Source organism: Thermicanus aegyptius DSM 12793 (assembly GCF_000510645.1).
Taxonomy (GTDB): domain Bacteria; phylum Bacillota; class Bacilli; order Thermicanales; family Thermicanaceae; genus Thermicanus; species Thermicanus aegyptius.
The window spans coordinates 673,423-697,797 of sequence record NZ_KI783301.1; the positions used below are offsets into that span (position 1 = coordinate 673,423).

The window sequence follows — 24,375 nt, forward strand, 5'->3', positions numbered from 1 at the left end:
GCATGGCGATCCGGGTTTTCCGGGGGAAGGAGTTCCTTCACTCCCTCCTCTTGCTACCCCTCGTTCTGCCGCCCACCGTGGTGGGTTTTCTCCTTCTTTTCCTCTTTGGGAAGAATGGTTGGATTGGTGGATGGTTGTGGAGTTCCTTTCAAATCCAGATCGTTTTTACTTGGATTGGCGCCGTTCTTGCATCCATCGTAGTGGCGTTTCCGCTCATGTACCAGAGCGCATTGGCAGGGTTTGAAACGGTTGATTCCCAGCTGGAAAACGCCGCCCGAACCTTGGGGGCTTCCGAATGGAGGGTATTTTGGAGCATCTCCTTGCCCCTCGCATGGCCGGGCCTGCTCTCCGGATTGATCCTATCGTTTACCAGGGCCTTGGGGGAATTTGGAGCTACGCTGATGATTGCCGGGTATATCCCTGGAAAGACGGATACGATGCCGATCGCCATCTATTTCCTAGCCACCAATGGAGAGATGGGGGAGGCGGGCGTATGGGTTTTCATTATGATTCTCCTTGCCCTCGGTTCCATTTTGGGGCTAGAGCTTTGGACTAAAAAGAAGATGCGACGCTTCGCTGCGGTGAGGGAGGAAGAGAAACGTGCTTATCGTTCAGGTTCATAAGCGGCGGGGAGACTTTCTGCTGGAAGCCTCCTTTCAGTTGGAGAAAGAGATTACCGTTCTTTTCGGACCTTCCGGTTCAGGAAAGACGACGCTGCTCCACTTGATCGCAGGAATTCTTACGCCGGACGGCGGGGAGATTCGCCTGGATGATCTCGTATATTTCTCTGAGGGCCGTCCCCCTCTTCCCATACGTAAAAGGAAGGTGGGCGTTCTCTTCCAGGATTATGCCCTCTTTCCCCACATGACCGTAGAAAGGAATATCCTGTATGGCGTAAAGGGAGAAAAAAAGATAGAGGCTCCACAGATTCGCCAGCTCCTCGAAGTGACGGGGATCGTCCATTTGATCCACAAGTATCCCCATCAACTGTCCGGCGGTGAAAAACAGAGGGTAGCCCTCGTCCGGGCTTTGGCCGCCGATTCCAAGCTCCTCCTTCTGGATGAACCTTTTTCGGCATTGGATCGAAAGACAAAGGAAGAGTGCCATGATGAGCTGTTACGTCTTCATGCACTCCGGAGAATTCCCATCCTCTTGGTCACCCATGATATGGAGGAGGCGAAAAAGCTGGGAAAGCGTCTAATGTATATGGAACAGGGGAAAGTGAGGGATATACGAGGAGCAAGTTATGCCGAGTAGCGGAATGATTTGCAATAGGACCGTCTCAATGAGGGGAATTATTCTATGGCGATGCTTAACTTGATCAGTTTCATGGAAATTATGTACGCCTATTGCTTGGTAATTACCGGATTGATACGGAAAAAGAATGGATAATTCAGAAGAATAAACCGGTATACTAAATGCTAAGAAGGCGCTTTCATTTTTTATGATTGAGGGGGAAAGGGGATGATATACCAAGACAATCGGAAAAGGAAATTGTTAGATCTCCTGTTGCGGACGGAGGAATTTTATCCGGTGGCCTTTTTCGCCGAGAAGCTTAACGTTTCCGAAAAGACGGTGAGGAATGACCTTAAAGCATTGGAATCGCTGTTTCGAAAGATACCAGGATCAGAATTCATTAAAAAGCCCAATAGAGGCATTCTTCTGAAAATTCCCGAAGAGAATAAAGATCGGCTTATGACAGAACTTCGAAACTCCGATTTTCAGGCGATGGATGCAGATGGAAGAAAGGTTTATCTTCTCTATTTATTGCTTTTCGAAGAGAGAATTTACACGCTTCAGGAATTAGCCGATCGTTTTTATACGAGCAAAAGCACAATTCATCATAATCTTCGGGAGATCGACAAGTGGCTGAATAAATTTGATTTACGCCTGATCAAAAGAACCAACTATGGGATAAAGGTTGAAGGAAATGAAAAAGATTGGAGGCGATCTATGTATGAGGTGATCGAATCGTTATTAGCGAATCCCAATCGTTCGGTTCATTATAAATGGTTCGGTCCGATTCGCGATGAAATACAATTTATCAAACGTATTTTAATCAATATTAGCAAAGATTTCCATATTCCCTTTGCCGAAGTGGGAATCGAAAATTTGGCTATCGAAACGTATTTGATGGTAAAACGGGTCAAAGAGCAAAAAAGAATTCATTTATGCTCACGAGACATAATTCCATTAAATTCCGATTGGGTCTATCCGATTGCACAAAAACTGATTGATGTTTTATCGACGAATTATGCCATACGATTTCCCAAGTCAGAAATCGATTATCTCACATGCTTAATACTAGGAACAAAATTGCATTTAAGCGAAGATTTTTATACAGCGAATATGCTCAATAAAGTGGTTCCATCCCAAATTGCTTCGTATTCAAAGGCTTTGATAGAAAAAGTAGAACGTTTCACCCACATTCAATTTGTGCAGGACGAAATGTTACAATCCGGACTCACTCTCCATTTATTTACAGCCTATCATCGGTTGAAGTTTAAACTACCTATCGTTAATCCAATGCTAGAAGAGATAAAACAGACCTATCGTTATATTTTTGAAGCTGTTTTTGCGGCTATTCCGGAGATGGAGGAAGAGGCCGGAGTAACCATATCGGAAGATGAAGTAGGATATATCGTGCTTCATTTTCAAGCTTCTCTAGAGAGAAGAAAAGTGGAATCACCAAAAAAGAGGGCATTAGTGGTATGTGCACATGGAATCGGTTCAGCCCAACTGCTCATAAGTAAGCTGAGAAAATCGTTTCCTGGCATCGATATCTTGAATGCGATTTCCGTCTCATCTCTCACTCCAATGTTGGAAAAAGAGAGAGTGGATTTTATTGTGAGTACGGTGCCTTTAAAAGATCAGAAAGTCCCTGTCGTTCAGGTTTCTCCTTTACTCTCTCCTAAGGAATATGAGGCGATTGATCGGATCGTCAATGGGCTCAATGAAAACAGAAGGGTAGGTAAATATCCTGTTTTTAAGGAATTTTTGCTCCAAGGCATCATAAAAGTTGGCGTCCAGGCAGACACACCTGAAGAGGTGATTCGATTTCTTGTTCAGCAATTAGAATCGATCGGCGCCGTTTCTCCAAGATACCTAAAAAGTGTTCTTGAGCGAGAAAGAAGTTCTGCAACGGCCATAGGAGGAGGTTTAGCGATCCCTCACGGTTCACCCATGGAGATTATTACTCCTATGGTTGCATTGGCCAAATTGTCACATCCTATCCTCTGGGGACGTGAGAAAGTTTCCTTGGTTCTCATGTTGGCGATTACACTGGAAGAGCAGAAGAAAACCCAGTTATTGTTTGAAGAGATCATCCATCTGATAGAGGATGTGGACACATTGGATTGTCTACGTAAATCCGATGAAGAAGAGATCTTTCTAAATTGTTTATAATTTAGAGCTTTAAAACTAGGAGGAAATGTAGGTGAGCGTTTTAACGGTGGAAAAAGCAAGGGTAGGAGCCTTTGCCAACGACTGGAGAGAGGCCATACGAATCGTGGGAAATCTGTTGGTTGAGGCTGGAGATGTTAAACAAACGTATGTTGATGCCATGATCAATGCGGTGGAGAAGTTTGGGCCTTATATCGTGCTTTCGCCTGGCTTGGCGTTAGCCCACGCCCGTCCCCAGGATGGAGCTTTAAAGGTGGGTTTGAGTGCCGCTTTGTTAAAGAATCCAATTGATTTCGGACATCCTGATAACGATCCGGTGAAGTTGGTTCTGGCGTTTTCTGCGATCGATCAGATTTCACATCTGCACGTATTGCAGATCATATCCCAGGTATTTTCAGATCCTACGAGCGCTGAGAGAATCTATAACAGTAAAACATCGAAAGAGTTAGTAACTCAACTGGGGTTTCTTTAAGAAATTACTTTACTCAGTGAAGGGTGCCCTATCGCATTGGGATGAAAGAAAGGAGTGAAAGAATTGAAAAAGGTGTTGGTTGTTTGCGGGAATGGGCTGGGGAGTAGTTTTATGATGGAAATCATGGTGAAAAACGTGCTTGCGGAAATGGGAATAAGCGCAGAAATCGCACACACGGATCTGACAACAGGCAAGTCTGAAAAGGCGGATATTTATATCGGCGCTGCAGATATTGTTGCGAATTTGGAAGATGGAAAGCGTACCGTGATCGGTTTGAGGAACATCCTCGATAAATCTGAGCTGAAAACTAAACTTCAAAAATATTTTTAGGGGGAAATAACGATGGATTTGATCATGAAGGATATTTTAGGAACACCCGCAATTTTGGTTGGTTTATTCGCGTTGCTGGGCCTTTTGCTCCAAAAGAAAAGTTCGGCCGATATTCTTTCAGGTACGCTCAAAACGATCATGGGTTTTGTGATCCTCGGCGGAGGGGCCAACATTATTATCGGATCTTTGAATGTTTTCGGGAAAATGTTTGAGAAAGCCTTCTCAATCCAGGGAGTTATTCCAAATAATGAAGCCATTGTTGCGATTGCCCAAACAACCTTTGGGACCGAAACGGCTTTAATCATGGTTTTTGGTATGTTAGTCAATATTTTATTGGCACGGCTTACTCCATTTAAATATATTTTCTTAACCGGACATCATACGTTGTTTATGGCCAGCCTGATCTCAGCGGTTTTTGCTACGGGAGGGTTGAAGGGCGTACCGCTTGTCATTATTGGTTCATTGATTCTTGGATCGCTCATGGTGTTATCGCCTGCAATCCTTCAACCGTTTGTGAGAAAAATTACTGGCTCTGATGATATTGCGGTAGGTCATTTTGGCTCCATAGGGTACTTTACCGCAGCGGTTGTAGGAAGTTCTTTGGGGAACAAAGCGTACTCGACAGAGGATATAAAAGTTCCTAAATCGTTAAGTTTTCTTCGTGATACTTCAGTGGCCGTATCCCTGACAATGACGATTTTATTTGTTATCGTAGCGGGATTGGCTGGTCCGGCTTATATACAGTCTGAATTAAGCGGCGGCACGAATTTTCTCGTCTTTTCACTGATGCAGGCGATCACGTTTGCTGCAGGCGTCTACATTATTTTAGCTGGTGTTCGGTTACTGATTGCGGAGATTGTTCCTGCCTTTAAAGGAATTGCCGATAAATTTGTCAAGAATGCAAAACCGGCGCTTGACGTACCGACCGTCTTCCCATTTGCTCCGAATGCCGTAATTGTCGGTTTCCTCTCCAGTTTTGTTGCGGGGGTTTTATCGATGTTTATTCTTCCCGTCTTCGGGTTAAAAATTATCGTTCCAGGACTAGTCCCTCACTTTTTCACAGGGGCCACCGCGGGCGTGTTCGGGAATGCAACAGGAGGGCGTCGGGGGGCGATTCTGGGTGCATTTGCAAATGGGATTTTAATTTCCTTCCTACCTGCTTTTCTCCTCCCTGTTCTGGGTTCACTGGGATTTGAAGGGACGACCTTTGGAGACTCAGATTTTGGTATCATCGGCATTTTGCTCGGTTATTTGATTAAGCTCTTTTAGGTAGTTTCCCCCGATTAAACCCTTAAGAGTGCTTATCGATTGAAAGTGGTGAATTTATGTAACGAATGATTGAGGAATCCTCAACAATGAATCGTTGTTTTTTGATGAAGTTTGTTTTACTATAGAAGAGAAGTTCTTTCGGCGTGGAAATGTTGCGTTGTTAAGACGCATGGAATTTCCCAAAGGGAGAATATCTAAAATGAAAGAAATTTTTCATTGGTAGGGGGAGAGTAAACGTGCTGGAACGAAAAGTAAAGGTTGAATTGGAACATGGATTACATGCTAGACCTGCCACGGAATTTGTCAAGTTATGCGCATCCGTCAAAAGCGATGTGACCTTAATAAAGGACAAGAAAGAAATGAATGCAAAGAGCATCATGGGAGTTATGGCCTTGGGCGTCTCTAAAGGGGATCAAGTGACACTTCGGGTAAACGGTCCGGATGAGGCGGAAGCGATAGAGAAATTGGAAAAATACTTAATGAACGGGGAGAAGAGGTAATGTCGCGAGTATTCCACGGCATTGCCGCTTCCCCGGGAATCGCCATCGGGAGAGCCGCCCGATTGGAACGCCAAGAGTTGAAGGTGGAAAAAAGGGAGATCCTCTCCCCGGAAGACGAAATCGAACGCTTCAAGCAGGCGATCACGAAAGCGGTGACGGATCTAGAAGAGATTTATCAGAAGACCTTAAAAGAGTTAGGTGAAGAAAAGGCATCGATTTTCCAAGCCCATCAGATGCTCCTTCAAGATCCGGTCTGGACGTCGGAAGTGGAAAACCGCATCCGCGAAGAATCGATAAACGGGGAATATGCCATTGAACAGGTGACGGAACAATACATCTCTCTTTTTTCCGAGATGGAGGACGAATATATGCGGGAGAGAGCCGCCGATTTGAAGGACGTGAAAAATCGGGTTCTGGCTTATCTTACCGGAACAAATCGGAGGCAGATTCATGAACAAACGCCCTCGATACTCGTCGCCCACGATCTAACCCCTTCCGATACGGCCCAACTGGATCGGAAGTTGACATTAGGATTCGTTACGGAGATCGGGGGGCGAACCTCCCACTCCGCCATCATGGCGCGCTCGTTGGAGATTCCTGCCGTCGTCGGAATCGGTGAGATCCTGGGAGAGGTGAGGAATGGCGACCTGCTCATCGTCGATGGATTGGAAGGAGAAATCCATCTAAATCCCGATCCTGAAACGGTGGCACGATTTGAAGAAAAGCGGGAGAGATACCTGCAAGAAAAGGAAGGATTAAAAAAACTGGTGGATCAACCCACCATAACCCGGGATGGCCACCAAGTGGAAATTGCGGCCAATATCGGCACACCAAAGGATGTAGAAGGGGCGCTCAGGAACGGAGCCGAGGGAATTGGACTCTTTCGCACGGAGTTCCTCTATATGGATCGGGACACTTTCCCCACCGAAGAGGAGCAGTTTGCCGCCTATAAAGAGGTGGTTGAAAAAATGAAGGGGAAGCCGGTGATCATCCGTACCCTCGATATCGGCGGCGATAAGGAAATCCCATACCTCGATATGCCGAAAGAGATGAATCCTTTTTTAGGCTATCGGGCGATTCGCCTCTGTTTAGACCGGACCGAACTTTTTAAAACACAACTCCGGGCTATTCTTCGGGCCAGCGCCTATGGCCGGGTAAAGATCATGTTTCCCATGGTGACCACTCTTTCTGAGGTCCGTGAAGCCAAGCGGATTCTGCATGAAATCGTGGAGGAATTCCGTGAGCAGAAGATTCCGTTCTCTTCGGATCTTGAAGTGGGAATTATGGTGGAGACACCGGCCAGCGCCGTGATCGCCGACATCCTGGCCAAGGAAGTTGATTTCTTTTCCATCGGTACAAATGACCTGATCCAATACACCATGGCCGCCGACCGCATGAATGAACGGGTTTCCTATCTTTATCAACCCTACCATCCGGCGATTCTTCGCCTTGTAAAGATGGTGATTGATGCGGCGCACAAGGAAGGAAAATGGGCGGGGATGTGCGGTGAGATGGCGGGAGACCCGATCGCAATCCCAATTCTTTTGGGGTTGGGATTGGATGAGTTTAGCATGAGTTCTTCCTCCATTTTAACGGCACGCCAAAAAGTGGGGTCCCTTTCTTATTCCGAGATGAAAACCTTAGCCGAGCAGGCGCTTGAACAGGAGACGCAGGAAAAGGTTAAGGATCTGGTAAGAGCGGCGGGAGTGTAGCATCGGATTCCCCTAAAAGTGGAAGTGGTATGATGGAGGAGAATGGGCATGCTAAGGGATGGAGGTGGGCAAATTGGCGAGAAACCGCCTGCTCGTTCCCGAAGCAGAGTCTGCCCTCGATCGACTGAAAATGGAGACGGCTAAGGAATTAGGCCTCGATGATGAGATTGAGGAGAAAGGGTGGGGCAATATGACCACTCGGGAAGTAGGGAAGATTGGTGGGAATATGGTGAAGAAGATGATTTCCATCGCCGAAAAGGAGATGGGGAGGAACTCTTCACCCCAATGAACCGCAAGCCTCCAGGGGATGGCCAGGGAATTTGGCCACCCCCTTTTTCATCATAAGGACTTAATCAAAATCAAAAAAGTCCTCCAGGAAAGATTTTTTCTTTTTATGCTTTTTCGGGTATCCGTACTCCCCTCCATAGGTTGGATACCGTTTTGCTTCGCCATATTTGGGATCAAAGTCTATCTCCTCAACATCGCGGGAGATCGTCCGGGATCGTTCGATGATCTTATCCAATTCACCCCGGTCAAGCCAAACTCCCCTGCATTTCGGACAGTAATCGATTTCCACTCCTTGCCGTTCAGCCATCAGAAGATCCGTTGTTTCACAAACTGGACATTTCACGAGAATCTCTCCTCCTTTTTGTTAAAGGATCAGCGGCGATAAACACCTTTCACTTGATGAAACGTGCCCCAGACTGTATTATATCAGAAGGAACTATCTGAACCAACCTTTTTTATAAAAGAGAAAGAGCATACCGAAGGTGATGAGACTCATAGCCCCTAAAACCACGAAATAGCCGTATCTCCAGGATAACTCAGGCATATAATGAAAATTCATGCCGTAGATCCCTGCGATGAACGTAAGGGGCATAAAGATGGTGGTAATCACGGTCAAGGTTTTCATGATGGTGTTCATACGGAAAGAGTATAGGGAGAGCGTGCTGTCCCTGAGGTCTGCGGTCATTTCCCGATATTCCTCCACCATGTCGGAGAGTTTTGTCAGGTGATCGTAAATATCGAGAAAATAAGGATGGTATTCTTGGGTTAATCTGGAGGAATTTACGATTCGGTAGAGGAGATCCCTCATCGGCACGATGGTACGCCGGATCTGCAGGAGATCGGCGCGAAGAGAATAGATGTAATCGAGGGTATTTTGAATGGAGCGGGAATCCCTGGGGGAGTCATCCACATTATCCAATCGCCGTTCTACTTCTTCGAGAACGGGGAAATAATGATCCACCAGTTTATCGATGAGGAGATAGGCGACGAATAAAGGGCTTTTTTCCTTTAAATCCTCCCTTTCCTTCAGTTTGCCCCTGGTTTCACCGATCGGGGGAAGAGGATGATGGTGATAGGTTACCAGATAATCTGTTCCTAAAAAAAGATTAAGCTCCTCCGGAATTAAGTTTTTTTCTTGCAAGGCATGAAGGACGAAGAAGTGAGTCTCCCCATAATGGTCGAGTTTCGGCCTTTGCAGGCGGTTAATGCAATCCTCGATGGCAAGGGGATGAAAGTGAAAGAAATCCCGAAGAAGGCGCGTCTCCTCCTCCGTGGGAGCATCGAAATCAACCCAGTACCAGATCAGCTCATCTCGCTCAGGGGAGGACAGGGTAAGGTCTTTCTTCACCAGATATGTCCCGTCTTTTTTTACGGCAAAAATCCAGATCATCGAATCACCTCATTAGGGGAGTTGACAAGGTAATCATACCATTTTTTGTTACATCGAGCACATCTGGTTCCAGACGGCATGGAAAAATGGAGTATACAGGGGAAACCGTTTCAGGAAAAGGGATTTTCATTTGAAGAAATCAGAAAATGGAGGAGAGAAATGATCGCGGAGCTTGCCGAATGAGGAAGGTTAGAATCCTCCCGAAACGGTTGGGCGTATCCCTTAGGAAACAGAAGTTTTTTTCACGAAATTGTCATAAAGGTAGTGACGAATCGAAAAAAAGAAGGTATAATGAGGATGAAAAAAGAAACGACGTTTCGTTATGCGGAACATGAACAGGATATTGAGCAGGAATGAGGAGGGTAAGGAATGAACGAAGCACGCTTTGATGTTCAGGCAGAACTAGAAGTCGGGGGAAAGAAATATGTGTATTTTCGCCTTGAAGGACTGGAAGAGAAAGGAATCGGGGAAGTAAAGCGATTGCCCTATTCCATTAAAGTTCTTTTGGAGGCCGCCGTACGCCAATATGACGGCCGGGCGATCACCGGAGAGCATGTAGAGCAATTAGCCAATTGGGCTTCTACCCGGGATGCCAATAAAGAGGTTCCCTTTAAACCATCCAGGATTGTGCTGCAAGACTTTACCGGTGTACCTGCGGTGGTGGACCTTGCTGCCATGCGGGAAGCCGTGAAGAAGGCAGGGGGAGATCCTGAGAAGATTAATCCCCTGGTTCCCGTCGATTTGGTGATCGACCATTCGGTCATGGTGGACTACTTCGGCACCAAAGATGCTCTGGAACTCAATATGGCTCTGGAATTTGAAAGAAATGAAGAGCGCTACCGATTCCTCCGCTGGGCGCAGAAGGCTTTTCGGAACTTCCGCGTCGTGCCTCCCGCCACGGGGATCGTTCATCAGGTGAATCTTGAATACCTGGCTTCCGTTGTCTCCCAAAAGGAAGTGGATGGAAAGACGCAAGTTTTTCCCGACTCCCTGGTAGGGACGGATTCCCACACCACCATGATCAATGGTCTGGGGGTCGTCGGATGGGGTGTGGGTGGAATTGAAGCAGAGGCGGGCATGTTAGGCCAACCCCTCTATTTTGTCACGCCCGAAGTGGTCGGATTTAAGCTGACCGGGAAACTTCCGGAAGGATCAACGGCAACCGACCTGGCGCTTACGGTAACCAATATTTTGCGCAAAAAAGGGGTTGTAGGAAAGTTTGTGGAATATTACGGGCCCGGAGTAAGCACCCTAAGCCTTGCGGACCGGGCGACGGTGGCTAATATGGCGCCGGAATATGGAGCCACCATGGGCTTCTTCCCGGTAGACCAGGAGACGCTAAACTATCTCCGTTTAACGGGGAGGAGTGAAGAGTTGATCGCCCTCGTTGAAGCTTACTATAAGGCACAAGGCATGTTCCGGACGGATGATGCTCCTGAGCCGATCTACTCCGATGTGGTAGAATTAGATCTTTCCACCGTGGTTCCCACCTTGGCAGGTCCCAGACGGCCCCAGGATCGGATCGAGTTGGATCGGATGAAGGAGAGCTTCCGGACCGCCATCCGTACCCCTGTAGAAAAAGGGGGGTTCGGGCTTACGGAAGAAAAGCTGGCCAAAGAGGTTGAAGTAACACACCCGAACGGAGAAAAGACCAAACTGCGCCATGGGGCGGTGGTGATCGCCGCCATCACCAGTTGTACAAACACTTCCAATCCCAGTGTGATGATCGGGGCGGGTCTTCTCGCGAAAAAGGCGGTGGAGAAAGGGCTTAAGAAACCGGCCTATGTGAAAAGCTCCCTTACTCCCGGTTCCAAAGTGGTGACCCAATACCTGATCGATGCAGGTGTGATGGGAGCTTTAGAAACATTGGGCTTTAACGTGGCCGGATATGGGTGCGCGACCTGCATCGGAAACAGCGGCCCCCTCCCCGATGAGGTAAGCCGGGCCATCAGCGACGGAGATTTGACCGTGGCTGCCGTATTAAGCGGGAACCGCAATTTTGAAGGACGGATCCACCCCCAGGTGAAGGCGAACTACCTCGCTTCACCGCCGCTCGTCGTTGCCTATGCCTTGGCAGGAACCGTTGACATCGATTTGGCCCGTGAACCCATCGGCTATGGCAAAGATGGTGAACCTGTCTACCTGAAGGATATTTGGCCTACAGGGAAAGAAGTTCAAGATGCGATACTCTCCACGATCGGGCCGGAGAAATTCCGCCGGCAATATGCGGATGTATTTCATGGCAACACGCGTTGGAACAAGATTCCAACCCCGGAGGGACAGCTCTACGAGTGGGATCAAGAGTCCACCTATATCCAGGAGCCTCCCTTCTTTGAAAACCTCTCTCCGGAAGCGGGGCACCTGGAAGAGATTAAGAAAGCCGCCGTTCTTGCCCTCCTGGGAGATTCGGTCACCACCGACCATATTTCCCCTGCGGGCAGCATCGCCGTAAACAGCCCGGCCGGGAAATACCTGCTAGAACATGGAGTTGAGAAGAAGGATTTCAATTCCTATGGTTCACGGCGGGGAAATCATGAGGTGATGATGCGGGGGACATTCGCCAATATCCGCATCCGAAACCAGATCGCTCCAGGAACCGAAGGGGGCGTTACCAAGTACCTGCCTACCGGGGAAGTGATGCCGATTTACGACGCGGCGATGAAATATAAGGAAGCGGGTGTTCCCCTCCTTGTGTTGGCCGGTAAGGAATACGGAACGGGATCTTCCCGGGATTGGGCGGCGAAGGGAACCTACCTCTTAGGGGTAAAAGCGGTCATCGCCGAGAGTTTTGAACGCATTCACCGGAGCAACCTGGTAGGAATGGGTGTCCTTCCTCTCCAATTTATGGAGGGAGACAGCTGGAAATCCTTGGGTCTTACCGGCGGAGAGAGCTTCGACATCCTTGGACTTCATGATCAGGTGAAACCTGGAGATGAGGTGGTAGTACGGGCCACTCGCTCAGACGGATCCACCATCGAGTTTAAGGTCACCCTCCGCCTCGATAGTGTGGTTGAGATTGATTATTACCGGAACAGCGGCATTCTGCAGACCGTCCTCCGGGAACTGATGAAGAGATAACGACGCCGAAATTGACGCCTCCCTTTTTGAAAGAGGAGGCGTTTTTTTGTTGAAAAAGCTCGCCTATACCGTTACCAATTGGTCTTCCCATTTCTATTAATGGAAGAAGAGAACCATTTTCCCATCGGCCAATTTCGTCCGTTATTTATTTCGCGGGATGTGCAGTAATTCCGGAACGGTGACGAAACGATACCCCTCCCTCTTTAGATTCTTAATAATGACCGGCAGGGCTTTAACGGTTCCTGAGAGATCTCCTCCCCTCCCCGTTCCTGAATGGTGCAGGATGATGGAACCCACGCCGACATGGTCCAGCACGTTATGGATGACTTCCTTTGCTCCGATTCCCCGCCAATCTTCCGAGTCCACATTCCAGTAAACGACGACATATTTTTTTTGGGCGGCCCAGCGCAATTGGCTCTCCTTGATGCTCCCATACGGTGGTCGCAACAGTTTTGGAGAATAACCGGAGAGTCGCTTTATAATCTCGTCCGTTTTCTCTGTTTCATATTGAAACCTTTTTTGGCTTACCTTGGCCAAGTCGGCATGGCTATACGAATGATTCCCCAACACGTGCCCATCCTGGATGATCCGCTTTACGACGGAGGGATATGCTTTCGCCCTCCATCCCACCACGAAGAAAGTGGCCTTTACGTTCTCCTTTTTCAGGATGGTGAGGATTTGCGGGGTATAACGGAGATCGGGGGCATCGTCAAAGGTAAGGGCAACCTCTTTGGCCGTTCCCTTTCCTTTCATGATGAAAAGGTGTGGATATTTTCGGTTGAGAGAGGAAGGGGAGCCCATTTCCTGAAGCGCAAAAGCCAACAAAGACGGCTGCGGGGATATGGCAGGTTGCACCGAAATCATTTGAGGAAGGCACAGGGACAAGGATAAAAAAAAGAAGAGCATGCGGCGCATAATGAATCCCTTCTTTCGCTTTGCTTCTTGCTTCACTCCCTATATCTTTTCTCATTTTTGCTCGTTTTATCATGACTCGTTGGGGGGATCCTTGCCTCAGTCGGCTAAGGGGAACAGAAGTCCGAGAAGATTGGGGGTAGATTGAAGAGTACCTCAAGATAAGGGATACAGAAAAACCCGTCTCATTTATTTGATGAGATGGGCTTTTTCTACTTAACACTGGTCAAGTCCTAATTGTGGTGTAAATTCTCCCCTCCCCGGTGATTGCATTATGTTAACTAACCTTTCGGACGCTCTGCTGTGACTCCGCCACCTCCTTCTTCCTACGCTCCTCCCGCCAGACGTAATAGTCTTCCATGTCAAAGTACCGGTGACCAGATTGCCATTTCTCGTCAATCTCCATCAGCAAGGCACCTAGAAGCCGTATCGCCGAGTCTCGATTCGGGTAGATTCGAATCACCCGATCTCGCCTGCGAATTTCCTCATTAAGACGCTCCTGACCGTTGGTAGTACGGAGACGTTTCCTGTACCGTTCTGGCAGCTCCAGTACTGCCGTGATGTCATCAAAGCCCGACTCGAGGATATCCACAGCTTTTCGTGCTCTATCGCTGTACTCTTTCACAACCTGCTCCATCAACAAACGGGCTGTCTTCACATCTGGCGCATCAAGGATGGCCCGCATTTTCCCATACAGCTCCTCCTGTAAACTCTTAGGCACGGCGTCCAAGAAGTTGCGCATAAAGTGCGTTTGGCATCGTTGCCAGGTACAGCCTTGAAACTGGGTGTGTAGGGCTTTCACAAGCCCGCTGTGGCTGTCAGAGACAACGATATCCACACCATGCAGCCCTCGGTCCTTCAACCAGCCGAAAAACGCACTCCAACTGGCTTCAGACTCGCTATCCCCGATGCGCATTCCTAGCACTTCACGGTATCCGTCTTCACCCACACCAGTAGCAATCAAAGCAGCCCTCGAGCGCACCCTGCCATCCTCACGAATCTTTAGCACCATGGCATCCACGATCACAAAGGGGTATTCCTTGTCCTTCAGGCTTCGTTCGTTCCATCCTTGGACAACGGGGTCCAATCGTTTACAGAGCTCCGATACGGTAGACTTGGAAAACTCTTCTCCACATAGCTCCTCCGTGATAGCGGCTACCTTCCTTGTGGATACACCATTAATAACCATCTCCATCATCGCCAGTAAAAGTGCCTGTTCACTGCGCTGATAACGGGCAAAAAGCTCTGTGGAAAACTTGCCGCTACGGAGTCGTGGCACCCGCAATACCAGCGTACCGACGCGGGTCGTNATGGGATGGGGGCGAGTACCATTGCGATAACCCTGACGATCTTCAGACCGTTCGTAGGGCTCTGCATTCAACTGCTCAGTGGCCTGGGCTTGAAGAACCTGATTCAGCACCTGTTCTAGTAAGACAGCCACCCCCTTATCTCCAGAAAATAGATCTTTCAAAATTTCATCGTTCAAGGTAATATTATATTGTGCCATCTCCATACCTCCCTGTAGATTTTGTTCACAAACTCATTCTACCAGAGAAGGGCGGGGGTGGCACCTGTGTATTATGTCACCCAGCTGAACGATTGATTTTACACCAATTATACGGACTCAACTTTAACACTTTCATGGCGAACAACTTCCCTAATGATTCTGAATGATATAATATATATATAATCTTATCCATTTCTTAAGATAGGGGTAAGTTAATCCGGAGGAAATTCATATGAAGGCGATTAAACTTTTATTGTTTTTTTCACTTATGCTTAATGTCTTTCTCTTTATTTTAGTAATAAATTACGAAACCAAAAAAGAGGAAATTTCTTATAGTATCCTATATAACGAGATGAACGATGTTCATGATCTCTATAAGATGATATTGAAACAATTAGAAATCGAGGAAGGAAGTGCAGCGACAAATGGAGTACTTTATAAAACAGAGAAAGAAAAAATACCTTACTTCGGATTGTTGTTAGATATTAATAGGACTACAAATAAAATTAACTTGTTAAGCACATTGGCAGGTGAGTTGCAAATTAATTCTTTATTCGGTTATTTTACCGTGTCAAAAACAACAGTCCTAAATCAAATCCAACAAGATATATTATCATCCATGTTAAAAAAAGAACCACTGAAGGTGACTGAGGAGGCAAAAGAAAAAATAAAGGCGGAAATTCAAAGCCTTGAAAAACTAGTATCGTATTTGAAAAATAAGGATTACATGCATCGATCTGCAATGGAACAGAGAAAAATACTGCAGAATTTTAGTGATTTAAAGGAGTAATTCAATTGGGAGCTCTGCAATTTTAAATAATTCTGTTCGAGCTTATCTAATTCTAGAAGCAGAACAAAGATCGGCACAGATTGAATTTTTTCATCGCGTCCCGCATAATGGTCTTGTTTACGATTTTTCTACGGGAGAGTGGAAGCAAATGGTCATCTTGAGGGACGCACATCCGGCCGATCTGCCTGATCTGCTGCGCATTTACAACTGGGCTGTTCTACATACAACGGCTACTTTTGATTTGGAAGAGCAGACGCTGGAGCAAAGAACCGCATGGTTTTCCAAATACGGCAAGAATTATCCGTTGATCGTCGCCGAAGAGGATGGAAAGGTTGTAGGATACAGCTGTATCTCCCCTTTCCGCGAAAAGCCGGCGTATGCCAAGACGGTCGAGTTGTCCGTTTATATCGACAAGAACTACTGGGGGAAAGGCATCGGAAAACTTCTCGTCGGAGAGATCATAACGCGTGCCCGCCGATTGGGATACCATACGATATTGGCGGGGATTACCGGGGACAATGAGGCGAGCATTAAGCTGCACGAGCGATTTGGCTTCCGCCTGGTTGCCCGTTTTGCGGAAGTGGGCTACAAATTCGGCGCCTGGCGAGATGTCTTGTTTTATCAGTTGATGCTTTAAAAGTCCGGTGAAGGACAACCCATTCCTCGATCGGGATAAAGAGAAAACAAATCCCCACCCTGTGAGAGTGGGGATGGAAAAAACATTTTTCAATAACCTAAGATTGATTCATGCAACATTTCTAAATAGTTGGTCTGAAGATTTGGCGTATCCTGCTTCTGATATAAGGAAACCAAACCGGTTAAGATCAATTGTTTCGTATTCACGGGGCAATGGACATCCTTTACGATCAATTGATACGCCTGCTGCAAATAGCGATTTGCTTCCTTTAAATCATTCATTTTGAGATAGATCTCCCCGATCAGCCACGTTGCATTCGGCAATAGCGGAGAGTCCTGTGGGAGACCGGCATGCAGCGCTTTTGCCGTCTCCAAGGCCTCCTCATACCGATTCAATGCAAATAGGGTGAGGGCCAATTCATAACGGCTGTTTTCCTCTTTTTCTTTCAGGCTGGCCTCCTGATAATGTTGAATCGCTTTCTGTAAATATTGCAATGACTCCTCGAAGTTCCCCAGTTGACGTTCCACAATCCCTAAGTTTGTGTAGACCGCTCCCAGATTTGTCGCTTTTTCATTATACTGATAAAACTGAAGCGCCAGGTTATAATGCAGTTTTGCATTTTCCGGGTCATTCAAACCACTTAATGCCAGACCCCAATGAAATTCGATGTCCCCGACGTGGTAGTAGGAATTGGTATTCTTATTCAGATCTTTTGCCTTCTGCACGCAAATGAGCGCGGAACGCGGCTCCTTCCAATGATTGTGAATCATCGCCTGATTAAGATAGAGCAAGACGAGATAACGCATGGAGGGAGAGGGAGACTGCGTCATTACCTGTATCCCGGTATTAAAGGATTCAAATGCATCCTCCAATTTTCCCATACGATACCGGATCACGCCGATGATGTAATGCACTTTGGCAATCAATGAAAGTTCCGTTGAATCCGCCAGCAATTGCAAAGCTTCGTTGCACCAGGATTCGCCTTCCGTCCATCGTTCTTGCGGAAGGGCGATTAAGACCGCTTTCTCCCACAACCATTTAGCCTTTTCAAAAGGGGGCAGTACCGCATCTTCGGGAATCTCCTGCAGCTGCTTTAACGCCTCGCGGTCATCTTGGTTATAGAGCAGCGTCTCGATTTGATTCAGTTTCTCGTAATACGGAGAGGCAGGGTGGGCGCTTTCCTTGAGATTGCGTAAATCATAACCTAACTTTTTGCTTAACTTGATGATTAATTCGGCGGAAGGCTTCATCTGGTTCTTTTCAATGATGCTGATATAACTCCTCGTGCAGATTCCCTCCGCCAATTCCTCCTGTGTCATCCCCAGGTTTTCCCGCAATTCCTTGATCTTTTCTCCGAGGGTTGTGGCCACTTTCATCACCTTTACGTTTATCATTTCTTCTATAAGCATAGCAATGATTGTTACAAAAAGCAACATGAAAGTTTCAAAATATGACTGTAAAAAGTGAATCATAGAGTAAGATTTTTTGGAAAGGTTATTGAAATATTTTTTTATGATGGTAAACTGTTATCAGTAAGGTTAATTCAGTTAATTATAAGATCTAATAAATTTTAAAGGCGGTCTTTTGACATGATGATCAGACATACGACCTTTGTCTTTACCCGTTATCTCATTCTTGAATGGGAACGGAGACAACATACCGATGAGCGCTCGCTAGGAGGAATGTTCTACCTTTGATGGCCTTTGTTCTGAACCTATTCACGAATGAATCAGAGAACAGTGAGACATCTCTTAGTCAATTACAGAATTGGATTAGCGAATTGCCCAATTATATTAAGGCTTTATTCGTATTTTCAGGATGCGAAAGTTGAGTTATTAATTAATGTGGAAAAAAGTTAACATAGAATCTCTTTGATGTTAATGTTTCGAACAATATATTGTATGTTTTGAATTTTGCGTGGAGGTAAGAAATTGAGAAATAGACTTGCGGAAATCAGGAAAGATAAGAAGATGTCATCGGAGGATTTGGCTAAAAGATTAGAGGTAACGAGACAAACCCTTATTTCTATCGAAAACGGGAGGTATGATCCTTCGTTATCTTTAGCTTTTAGGATCGCAAAGCTTTTTGATTTAGCCATTGAGGATATCTTTATTTTTGAGGAAGGTAATAAGAATGAAGAATAAAAAAGCGATACTTTACATTATGCTGTTAATTTTAGGAGCGGCATTGTACATTGTCGGAATCTACATGAATGAACAGATGAGAAATGGGCTCCCACTTTTTTTTATGACCTTGGGACTGGCCATATTTTTTAATAGCATAGAACGTATTAGAAAACTTGCCAGAGGAAAAAATCCGGATATCCGTCGTGAGATGGAGATCGAAGCGAAGGATGAAAGGAACCAATATATCACTACAAAAGCAAAAGCATTTGCGTTTGATGTTATGGGTTATGTATTTAGCGCGGTTTTTCTAATCTATGCCTTAATGAAAGTTGACTTCATGATTTTTTTCGTCTTAGCGGTTTCATTAATCGGTATATATATAACCTATACAATATATAAGAATAAGTTGACGCAAAACACATAGTTTTAGGGAAGATATAAAATCTGTTGTTTAAAAGAGAAACATTACCATTTTTGAATATTGACAACATGGCCAGAATATGAAATTATTAAATTGACATCATTTAGTTACATCACACACAGATCATTTTGCAAAAGTGGGGTGAGAAGATGAAAAAGTTCCTGGCGATTCTGTTTCTGTTGTTTGCATTGATGGTTTTCGGACAAACAGCTTTTGCGGATTTTGATCCTGGGCTACCTATCTTAAGCGTTGATGCAGCAAAGTAGGTAAGCAACCAGTATTTCACGGACATATGGAACCCTCTACGAACGAAGTATTGGGTTCCGCTTTTTTTTTGCAAACGATTAAGGTTGGCAGGGCAGGGTGGGGCGTTTAAGAAAGAAGCCCCCACCGCATAAGTTGATGGGGGCATTCACAACTAAGAACAATTACAAACGAACCATGCTGCCGATATAAAATCCTTTCAGTGAAGAAGGCTTACTCGATATACCCTTTCTCCTTCAGAAGAGAATATGCCTCTTTTTCGTTTTCTTCCTTGATTTGGTATTCCAATTTTCCGTCCACGATCTTCGCGCAACGTCCTCCCAATGGTTTTAATGCCTCTTTTACGACCTTTAAGTCAAAGTTTGTTTTTACGGGATAATTTACTTTCATCACTTACACCTCCCTTACTGAATATAGACGTATAGGTTTATGATGTCAAGAAAGTTCGTTAAACTCCGTAAACATTGACAATACAGAGGGTAACTTCCGTGACGATTCGATGAACTGTGAGAGATCATCTGAACCACTCTTTGAATCCGGGAAGGAGAATCTTTTTGTTATGAAATGAATGCGCGGAAACTCTTTCGCTAGGGAGACATGTTCGATAAAACTCTCCTCAATGGGAAGAAAAATGATATAATAAAATCAACTGTCAAGACAGATTAAAGGAGTTTTTTCAGCGTAGAAAAAATGAAGAGTAATTTCGAAAAGGGTGATGCGTAGATGTCCATGATGCGAAGTCTGGTGGGGCTCTGGAAAAACAGGGAAGAGACAAGTGAGAAAGAGAAAGATCCGGCCCTTAAAACTCGCTATTATAAAGAACGGAAGGATAAATTAATCGACCTGATTCTTGATCTCATCCCCAAAAAACTTCCCCGCTGGAAAGTGATCCATACGGATCGGGAGCGGGGGGAGATCCTGGTGGAAAAACAGGGACTCCTCCGCAAGAGCGATATTGTCATCACGGTCTTCCGTATCAACCCCATCCGCTCGGCCATCGATGTGATGTCGGCCAAACGAGGCTCTTTCGGAGATTTGGGAGATACGTATCGGGATATTCTTTTGTTCTTTCGCGTTCTCCATACGGCAATAAAACCGGAGGAGAAACCATAGAGAAGATAGGAATGATCCGTGTTCAAGGGGTGTGTAAGCCCATCGGTGAGAATATTAAAAGTAAACCGCATGCCCCTTAAAAAACGGAAGGGGTTTTTACTTGATTACAGCTTTACAGATTCACAGATTCACTGCTTGACAGATTCATAATACCCATCTAGAATTAAATTCGTTCCCAATTGAGAATCGTTTGATTATCAATAGGAGTATAGGTATGAAGGGAGGAGTAAAAATGGGATGGGAGTATAAAAAGAAATATGCAAAACCGTTTCTGATCGGACTGCTTGCGATGGTTCTTGTAAGCTTAACTGCCTGCGGAACAGGCAATACGGAATCAGGAGGGAAAGGTGCCCAAGGAACCTCCTCCGCTACTCCGAAAGAGAAAGTGCGGGTCGGCTATCTCCTGGTTATGGATGATGCCCCTGCCATTCTGGCCCATGAGGCGGACCTTTATCAGAAACATGGCCTGGATGAAGAGATGCAATTGTTTACCAGTGGGACCGATATGATTAAAGCGATCGTCGGCGGTCAAATTGATGTGGGGGTCCTTGGCTTTACCAATGCCCTCACGTGGTTGGATAAGGGGGCCGATCTTAAGATCGTCGGCGGGGCCCAGATGGGTTACCATAGTCTCATCGTCCGAAAAGATTCAGGGATCAAAAGCGTGAAGGATTTAAAGGGGCGTGTCGTTGCCTCTCAACAGAAAGGGAGTACCGCCGATATCGTCTGGAATGGAGTCGTATTAAAAGAGGCGGGGCTTGCCCCTGAGGATGTTCCCATGCAATATGTCTCCCCTTCCGTTGCGGTTCAATCCTTGACCGCAGGCAGGGTGGATGCGGCTTTTGTCTTTGAGCCTTATGACCATCTGGCCAGAGCGACGGCGGGAGCCGAGTCCATTTATGAAGTGGGAAAAAGCTGGCCCTTCCCCTGCATGGTGGTGATCGCTTCCGGCGAGACTCTTAAGAAAAACCGGGAGCTGGTAAATAGGACGCTGGATGCCCAAAAGGAAGCCATCGAAATGTTGGAGAATTCCCCCGAAGAAGCCGCGAAATATCTCACCCCGGCTTTTATGAAAGAGGAAAAACTGCAGACGGTAGAGGGCGGCAGTGTTCCGGCGGTTCAGGTCATACGGGAGGCCATCGAGGCACAAGACTTTAATTGGGATATCACCGAGGATCAAATCAAAAAAATGCAGGAGATCGTGGGAATGATGGTGGAACAGGGAATTTTAAAGAAGGAGATCGATGTCAGGAATGCCCTTGATCTCAGTTGGCAAACAAAGGCTTCATCAAAGTAGGAGGCTTATCCGATGAAAGGAGATCGACGGGTTCCTTTTCTCCTCGCCATAGCGACCCTTTTTCTGATTTGGGAAGGGGTCTCTTTCCTTCTGCCCCCATATCTTTTGCCCGATGTTCCCCATGTTTTCGCCCGATTGTGGGAGGAGATACGGAAGGGAGAGTTCCTCGTTTCTTTAGGGAATAGTTTTATGCGTCTCGGAATCGGATATCCCCTGGCCTGTTTCTTGGGGGGAATTCTCGGGCTTTTTGCCGGGCTGTCAAAACGGTTCGCCCATTATTTAAGAAGCATCATTACCATTCTTCAATCGATTCCTCCCATCACCTGGATTCCCTTTTTGGTCATCCTCTTTGGGTTCGGCAATCTGCCCATCGTGATCGTGATCGTGATTGCGGCCTTTTTTCCCATGGCCCTTTCCGTGATGAATGGAACGGAAGGAGTGGAACGAACCCATCTGGAAGTAGCACGGGTCATGGGGGCTTCAAAAAAGGAACTCCTCACCAGAGTTTATCTACCGGAAACCTTGCCTTCCTTTATCACCGGGGCTCAGGTTGCTTTCGGCAACGCTTGGCGCTCTCTGATTGCAGCGGAGATGGTGGGCGGTGCCGCTTCAGGCTTGGGTTGGTCTATCAGCTATTCCGGGGAGATTGCCGATATGAGCGGGGTGTTGATGAATATCGTAGTGATTGGAACGATTGCTTCCTTTTTAGATCATGTGTTATTAGAACAGATCAAAAGGCGTCTTCTCCATTGGCGTTATGTGGCGGGAGGGGAGAGGGCATGAAGACAGAACTTGAGTTCCAAGGGGTTTATAAATCTTTCTCCGATTTACAGGTTTTGGAGAACGTAAGTTTTTCAGTGGGAAAAGGGGAATTCGTCGTCATCGTAGGTCCCTCCGGCTGCGGGAAGAGTACCCTTCTCCGCATGGTGGCTGGCCTTGAACGCCCAAGTCGTGGAGAGGTGCTTTCCCGTGGCGAGCCGATTAAGTCGCCTTCGCCTGAGCGGATGATGATCTTTCAGGAACCTGCGCTCTTTCCCTGGCTTACGGTGGAGCGGAATGTAGCTTTTGGACTGGAATTGGCGGGGGTCTCTAAAGAGGAACGGCAGGAGAAAGTGAATCAGATGTTGGAAAGAGTAGGGTTAGGAGATTTTCGCCATTTTTATCCCTCTCAGCTTTCCGGAGGAATGAAGCAGCGGGCATCCATCGCCAGAGCATTTGTGATGGATCCCGAAATCCTGCTTATGGACGAACCCTATGGGGCTCTTGATGCTTTAACCCGTATGGCAATGCAGAATGAGCTTCTTTCTCTCTGGGAAGGAAGCGGAAAGACGGTTCTATTCATCACCCATGACGTGGATGAGGCGATCGCCTTGGGGGATCGGGTTCTGGTGATGAGGGCGCGACCGGGCAAGGTGATTGAGGAGCTTGTTATCGACCTCCCCAGGCCCCGAAATCGGAGCGGGGAGGGGTTTTCCACGCTGCGCCAAGAAATTTTGGAACTTCTTGGGGTTCATCCGAAGGGATAACAGGAAAAATGGATGCTTCCCGCATATGGATGATTCACCTTGATTCACCTGCCGGTTATTGATATACTATCGCCTAGATGTTTTTGCAACGGGGAATCCGCCGGAGACGTTCATGGCATCTTGGAGAAGGGGGTTTTACGCATGGAGAAATTATTTTTTGTCCAACTTGGAATGGGTGTCGATCTCCATGGACAAGACGTCAATGTGGCTGCGGTTCGGGCCATCGAAAACGCGATTCATCATAATTCGATGCCGGGACTTCGTTCCGTCCTGCCCGGAAACAGCTTGGAGAACATGAGGGTCCATGTGCGCCTTGCCGTTCCCTGTGATAAAGAGAAGATCGACGAGGAGAAAATCAGGAAGGTGCTTCCGTTTGGAAAGGTGACGATTGAAATTGCCGATGGAGGAATGCTTACCACCAGTGGAGTGGTTCTTCCGGAGAAAGGGGATCGGAATGACCTCATTTATGTCGTAAATGCTGCGGTAGAAGTTGGGTATTAAGGATTCCTCCAAATGGAAGATCTTTCAGAAAAAATTACATCCCTAAAGGAAGGGGTCGGCACGGTTTGCCTTGAGTCTTAACGCATTGCAACATTTTTGACAATATTTTTTTCATAGGGGTATAGCCAATAGGTATAAAGTAGGATATAATACGCCTATAATAAAACGTTTTAATTGAGAGAGAGTGTCGGAAGATGGCGGTTATGGTTCAGGTGGAAAAAGAGGATCAAATCAAGGAGGAAATTTCGCTCCTGCGGAAAAGTCTCTATGAGCTAAGTCGGCAGGTAGATTCTCTTTCCCACCCGGATTTAGTCCAACTCAGTCAAATCTTGGATCAAAAGCTTAATCAATTGGGAAGGATCGTCTAGATCCTTTTTTATTTGCCTTCGAACGTTCCGGGAGGAAATGCTTCAATCACATGGTGAAAAAGTTCACAAAAAGTTAACAATTAAATAGACAGAACCTTTATAATATGGATTTATTTTTAATAATTATGTGGTATACTATACGTGAAGAGTCAAAATATGTCGTTTTCGAAAGGGATGAAATAAAATGGAAGAGTATTCGATGAATCATCGTGAACAATTGGCTTGGCAAAGGCAGGTTATCATCGAGGAAATGTCGGAATGGCTTCATTCCCAGAAAAAATCGGCTCTCCTAGATGATGAAGAGATGGAAGCTCTTGCGGCAAAGAAACCGGAAACATTAAAGAAGAGGGGATATTTGAGGTTACAGATCGAACATTAATCATGGGAAGTTGTATAAGGGAAGAACCCGATGGCCGGGTTCTTCTTTTATATCCAAAAATGAATGAAGAGCATCTTGACCTTGCTCTTTTTT

At 46.4% G+C, this 24,375-nt stretch carries 27 protein-coding genes and 1 pseudogene; 22 read left to right on the forward strand and 6 right to left on the reverse strand.

The features are described 5' to 3' along the window. Positions 1-2 precede the first annotated feature (2 nt). The 9 genes from modB to THEAE_RS0103605 all read left to right on the forward strand — a co-directional run bounded on the left by modB (position 3) and on the right by THEAE_RS0103605 (position 7,974). The gene (gene modB / locus THEAE_RS19865) at positions 3-623 is read left to right on the forward strand and encodes a molybdate ABC transporter permease subunit (protein WP_425426381.1); all 621 of its coding nucleotides are present in this window, start codon (positions 3-5) and stop codon (positions 621-623) included. Further along, positions 601-1,257 (forward strand): ATP-binding cassette domain-containing protein, encoded by a 657-nt coding sequence (locus THEAE_RS0103565; protein WP_028986542.1) that lies wholly within the window; start codon positions 601-603, stop codon positions 1,255-1,257. Before modB ends, THEAE_RS0103565 begins: the two co-directional genes overlap by 23 nt. Before the next feature lie 207 nt (positions 1,258-1,464). Continuing rightward, the gene (locus THEAE_RS0103575) at positions 1,465-3,405 is read left to right on the forward strand and encodes a BglG family transcription antiterminator (protein WP_028986543.1); all 1,941 of its coding nucleotides are present in this window, start codon (positions 1,465-1,467) and stop codon (positions 3,403-3,405) included. 31 nt (positions 3,406-3,436) lie between these two features. Beyond that, positions 3,437-3,874, forward strand: coding sequence for a PTS sugar transporter subunit IIA (locus tag THEAE_RS19870; RefSeq protein WP_005582898.1), 438 nt, complete (start codon positions 3,437-3,439; stop codon positions 3,872-3,874). 63 nt (positions 3,875-3,937) lie between these two features. After that, positions 3,938-4,204: a PTS sugar transporter subunit IIB gene (locus THEAE_RS0103585; RefSeq protein ID WP_028986544.1), complete on the forward strand. Its 267-nt coding sequence runs from the start codon at positions 3,938-3,940 to the stop codon at positions 4,202-4,204. 12 nt (positions 4,205-4,216) lie between these two features. Beyond that, positions 4,217-5,473 carry a PTS ascorbate transporter subunit IIC gene (locus tag THEAE_RS0103590; protein ID WP_028986545.1) on the forward strand — a complete coding sequence of 419 codons (1,257 nt, stop codon included), beginning with the start codon at positions 4,217-4,219 and terminating at the stop codon, positions 5,471-5,473. 236 nt (positions 5,474-5,709) lie between these two features. Further along, positions 5,710-5,973 (forward strand): HPr family phosphocarrier protein, encoded by a 264-nt coding sequence (locus tag THEAE_RS0103595; protein WP_028986546.1) that lies wholly within the window; start codon positions 5,710-5,712, stop codon positions 5,971-5,973. Then, positions 5,973-7,685, forward strand: a complete 1,713-nt coding sequence (ptsP, locus tag THEAE_RS0103600; protein ID WP_028986547.1) for a phosphoenolpyruvate--protein phosphotransferase — start codon at positions 5,973-5,975, stop codon at positions 7,683-7,685. The genes THEAE_RS0103595 and ptsP overlap by 1 nt, the downstream gene beginning before the upstream one ends. A gap of 64 nt (positions 7,686-7,749) precedes the next feature. Next, positions 7,750-7,974 carry an alpha/beta-type small acid-soluble spore protein gene (locus tag THEAE_RS0103605; protein WP_425426418.1) on the forward strand — a complete coding sequence of 75 codons (225 nt, stop codon included), beginning with the start codon at positions 7,750-7,752 and terminating at the stop codon, positions 7,972-7,974. A 60-nt stretch (positions 7,975-8,034) separates the two neighbouring features. Here THEAE_RS0103605 and THEAE_RS0103610 read toward each other — a convergent pair whose 3' ends face one another. Both THEAE_RS0103610 and corA read right to left on the reverse strand, forming a co-directional pair. After that, a complete protein-coding gene (locus tag THEAE_RS0103610; RefSeq protein WP_028986549.1) occupies positions 8,035-8,316 on the reverse strand; it encodes a TFIIB-type zinc ribbon-containing protein in 282 nt (93 codons plus the stop codon). Between the two features lie 93 nt (positions 8,317-8,409). After that, a complete protein-coding gene (gene corA / locus THEAE_RS0103615) occupies positions 8,410-9,363 on the reverse strand; it encodes a magnesium/cobalt transporter CorA (protein ID WP_028986550.1) in 954 nt (317 codons plus the stop codon). A gap of 369 nt (positions 9,364-9,732) precedes the next feature. On the opposite strand from corA, the gene acnA reads away from it, so the two are divergent. Further along, positions 9,733-12,441, forward strand: coding sequence for an aconitate hydratase AcnA (gene acnA / locus THEAE_RS0103630; RefSeq protein ID WP_028986551.1), 2,709 nt, complete (start codon positions 9,733-9,735; stop codon positions 12,439-12,441). A 141-nt stretch (positions 12,442-12,582) separates the two neighbouring features. Here acnA and THEAE_RS19875 read toward each other — a convergent pair whose 3' ends face one another. Next, on the reverse strand, positions 12,583-13,356 hold the full coding sequence (locus tag THEAE_RS19875; protein WP_245605523.1) for a polysaccharide deacetylase family protein: 774 nt from the start codon (positions 13,354-13,356) through the stop codon (positions 12,583-12,585). Between the two features lie 274 nt (positions 13,357-13,630). Further along, the gene (locus THEAE_RS0103640) at positions 13,631-14,860 is read right to left on the reverse strand and encodes an IS256 family transposase (RefSeq protein ID WP_028986552.1); all 1,230 of its coding nucleotides are present in this window, start codon (positions 14,858-14,860) and stop codon (positions 13,631-13,633) included. Between the two features lie 232 nt (positions 14,861-15,092). Between THEAE_RS0103640 and THEAE_RS0103645 the strand changes: the two genes are divergently transcribed. Continuing rightward, positions 15,093-15,650, forward strand: a complete 558-nt coding sequence (locus THEAE_RS0103645; RefSeq protein WP_028986553.1) for a hypothetical protein — start codon at positions 15,093-15,095, stop codon at positions 15,648-15,650. 148 nt (positions 15,651-15,798) lie between these two features. Then, complete coding sequence (locus THEAE_RS0103650) at positions 15,799-16,287, forward strand: GNAT family N-acetyltransferase (RefSeq protein WP_028986554.1); 489 nt, start codon at positions 15,799-15,801, stop codon at positions 16,285-16,287. Between the two features lie 89 nt (positions 16,288-16,376). On the opposite strand, the gene THEAE_RS0103655 is transcribed toward THEAE_RS0103650, so the two are convergent. Continuing rightward, positions 16,377-17,681: a helix-turn-helix domain-containing protein gene (locus THEAE_RS0103655; protein ID WP_028986555.1), complete on the reverse strand. Its 1,305-nt coding sequence runs from the start codon at positions 17,679-17,681 to the stop codon at positions 16,377-16,379. Positions 17,682-17,864: 183 nt separating this feature from the next. Here THEAE_RS0103655 and THEAE_RS22835 point away from each other — a divergent pair. From THEAE_RS22835 to THEAE_RS0103675, 3 genes and pseudogenes are all read left to right on the forward strand, one after another. Further along, positions 17,865-18,118: pseudogene (locus tag THEAE_RS22835) on the forward strand (IS4 family transposase); the annotation flags it as partial. A 100-nt stretch (positions 18,119-18,218) separates the two neighbouring features. Next, on the forward strand, positions 18,219-18,431 hold the full coding sequence (locus THEAE_RS0103670; RefSeq protein WP_028986556.1) for a helix-turn-helix transcriptional regulator: 213 nt from the start codon (positions 18,219-18,221) through the stop codon (positions 18,429-18,431). Beyond that, positions 18,421-18,837: a DUF2178 domain-containing protein gene (locus tag THEAE_RS0103675; protein ID WP_005585013.1), complete on the forward strand. Its 417-nt coding sequence runs from the start codon at positions 18,421-18,423 to the stop codon at positions 18,835-18,837. The genes THEAE_RS0103670 and THEAE_RS0103675 overlap by 11 nt, the downstream gene beginning before the upstream one ends. Positions 18,838-19,311: 474 nt before the next feature. Here THEAE_RS0103675 and THEAE_RS23225 read toward each other — a convergent pair whose 3' ends face one another. Beyond that, on the reverse strand, positions 19,312-19,488 hold the full coding sequence (locus THEAE_RS23225) for a hypothetical protein (RefSeq protein WP_169729954.1): 177 nt from the start codon (positions 19,486-19,488) through the stop codon (positions 19,312-19,314). A gap of 333 nt (positions 19,489-19,821) precedes the next feature. On the opposite strand from THEAE_RS23225, the gene THEAE_RS0103690 reads away from it, so the two are divergent. From THEAE_RS0103690 to THEAE_RS0103720, 7 genes are all read left to right on the forward strand, one after another. After that, positions 19,822-20,211 carry a hypothetical protein gene (locus tag THEAE_RS0103690; protein ID WP_005588155.1) on the forward strand — a complete coding sequence of 130 codons (390 nt, stop codon included), beginning with the start codon at positions 19,822-19,824 and terminating at the stop codon, positions 20,209-20,211. Between the two features lie 232 nt (positions 20,212-20,443). Then, positions 20,444-21,508: an ABC transporter substrate-binding protein gene (locus THEAE_RS0103695; protein WP_211233470.1), complete on the forward strand. Its 1,065-nt coding sequence runs from the start codon at positions 20,444-20,446 to the stop codon at positions 21,506-21,508. Positions 21,509-21,520: 12 nt separating this feature from the next. Continuing rightward, complete coding sequence (locus THEAE_RS0103700) at positions 21,521-22,291, forward strand: ABC transporter permease (RefSeq protein ID WP_005588151.1); 771 nt, start codon at positions 21,521-21,523, stop codon at positions 22,289-22,291. Then, on the forward strand, positions 22,288-23,034 hold the full coding sequence (locus THEAE_RS0103705) for an ABC transporter ATP-binding protein (RefSeq protein ID WP_005588149.1): 747 nt from the start codon (positions 22,288-22,290) through the stop codon (positions 23,032-23,034). Before THEAE_RS0103700 ends, THEAE_RS0103705 begins: the two co-directional genes overlap by 4 nt. Before the next feature lie 141 nt (positions 23,035-23,175). Continuing rightward, entirely contained in the window at positions 23,176-23,535 is a 360-nt protein-coding gene (locus THEAE_RS0103710; protein WP_028986558.1) for a Lin0512 family protein, read from the forward strand. 194 nt (positions 23,536-23,729) lie between these two features. Then, positions 23,730-23,903, forward strand: coding sequence for an aspartyl-phosphate phosphatase Spo0E family protein (locus THEAE_RS22400; RefSeq protein ID WP_005588147.1), 174 nt, complete (start codon positions 23,730-23,732; stop codon positions 23,901-23,903). A 199-nt stretch (positions 23,904-24,102) separates the two neighbouring features. After that, a complete protein-coding gene (locus THEAE_RS0103720; protein WP_156920537.1) occupies positions 24,103-24,282 on the forward strand; it encodes a hypothetical protein in 180 nt (59 codons plus the stop codon). Positions 24,283-24,375: the final 93 nt, after the last annotated feature.

What these genes read in the sequence shown, in the direction of transcription:
- modB (WP_425426381.1), top strand. Translation starts at nt 3, where the DNA reads ATGGCGATCCGGGTTTTCCGGGGGAAGGAGTTCCTTCACTCCCTCCTC.
- THEAE_RS0103575 (WP_028986543.1), top strand. Translation starts at nt 1,465, where the DNA reads ATGATATACCAAGACAATCGGAAAAGGAAATTGTTAGATCTCCTGTTG.
- THEAE_RS0103590 (WP_028986545.1), top strand. Translation starts at nt 4,217, where the DNA reads ATGGATTTGATCATGAAGGATATTTTAGGAACACCCGCAATTTTGGTT.
- ptsP (WP_028986547.1), top strand. Translation starts at nt 5,973, where the DNA reads ATGTCGCGAGTATTCCACGGCATTGCCGCTTCCCCGGGAATCGCCATC.
- corA (WP_028986550.1), bottom strand. Translation starts at nt 9,363, where the DNA reads ATGATCTGGATTTTTGCCGTAAAAAAAGACGGGACATATCTGGTGAAG.
- acnA (WP_028986551.1), top strand. Translation starts at nt 9,733, where the DNA reads ATGAACGAAGCACGCTTTGATGTTCAGGCAGAACTAGAAGTCGGGGGA.
- THEAE_RS19875 (WP_245605523.1), bottom strand. Translation starts at nt 13,356, where the DNA reads ATGCGCCGCATGCTCTTCTTTTTTTTATCCTTGTCCCTGTGCCTTCCT.
- THEAE_RS0103645 (WP_028986553.1), top strand. Translation starts at nt 15,093, where the DNA reads ATGAAGGCGATTAAACTTTTATTGTTTTTTTCACTTATGCTTAATGTC.
- THEAE_RS0103650 (WP_028986554.1), top strand. Translation starts at nt 15,799, where the DNA reads ATGGTCATCTTGAGGGACGCACATCCGGCCGATCTGCCTGATCTGCTG.
- THEAE_RS0103655 (WP_028986555.1), bottom strand. Translation starts at nt 17,681, where the DNA reads ATGATAAACGTAAAGGTGATGAAAGTGGCCACAACCCTCGGAGAAAAG.
- THEAE_RS0103675 (WP_005585013.1), top strand. Translation starts at nt 18,421, where the DNA reads ATGAAGAATAAAAAAGCGATACTTTACATTATGCTGTTAATTTTAGGA.
- THEAE_RS23225 (WP_169729954.1), bottom strand. Translation starts at nt 19,488, where the DNA reads ATGAAAGTAAATTATCCCGTAAAAACAAACTTTGACTTAAAGGTCGTA.
- THEAE_RS0103690 (WP_005588155.1), top strand. Translation starts at nt 19,822, where the DNA reads ATGTCCATGATGCGAAGTCTGGTGGGGCTCTGGAAAAACAGGGAAGAG.
- THEAE_RS0103695 (WP_211233470.1), top strand. Translation starts at nt 20,444, where the DNA reads ATGGGATGGGAGTATAAAAAGAAATATGCAAAACCGTTTCTGATCGGA.
- THEAE_RS0103700 (WP_005588151.1), top strand. Translation starts at nt 21,521, where the DNA reads ATGAAAGGAGATCGACGGGTTCCTTTTCTCCTCGCCATAGCGACCCTT.
- THEAE_RS0103705 (WP_005588149.1), top strand. Translation starts at nt 22,288, where the DNA reads ATGAAGACAGAACTTGAGTTCCAAGGGGTTTATAAATCTTTCTCCGAT.
- THEAE_RS0103710 (WP_028986558.1), top strand. Translation starts at nt 23,176, where the DNA reads ATGGAGAAATTATTTTTTGTCCAACTTGGAATGGGTGTCGATCTCCAT.
- THEAE_RS22400 (WP_005588147.1), top strand. Translation starts at nt 23,730, where the DNA reads ATGGCGGTTATGGTTCAGGTGGAAAAAGAGGATCAAATCAAGGAGGAA.
- THEAE_RS0103720 (WP_156920537.1), top strand. Translation starts at nt 24,103, where the DNA reads ATGAATCATCGTGAACAATTGGCTTGGCAAAGGCAGGTTATCATCGAG.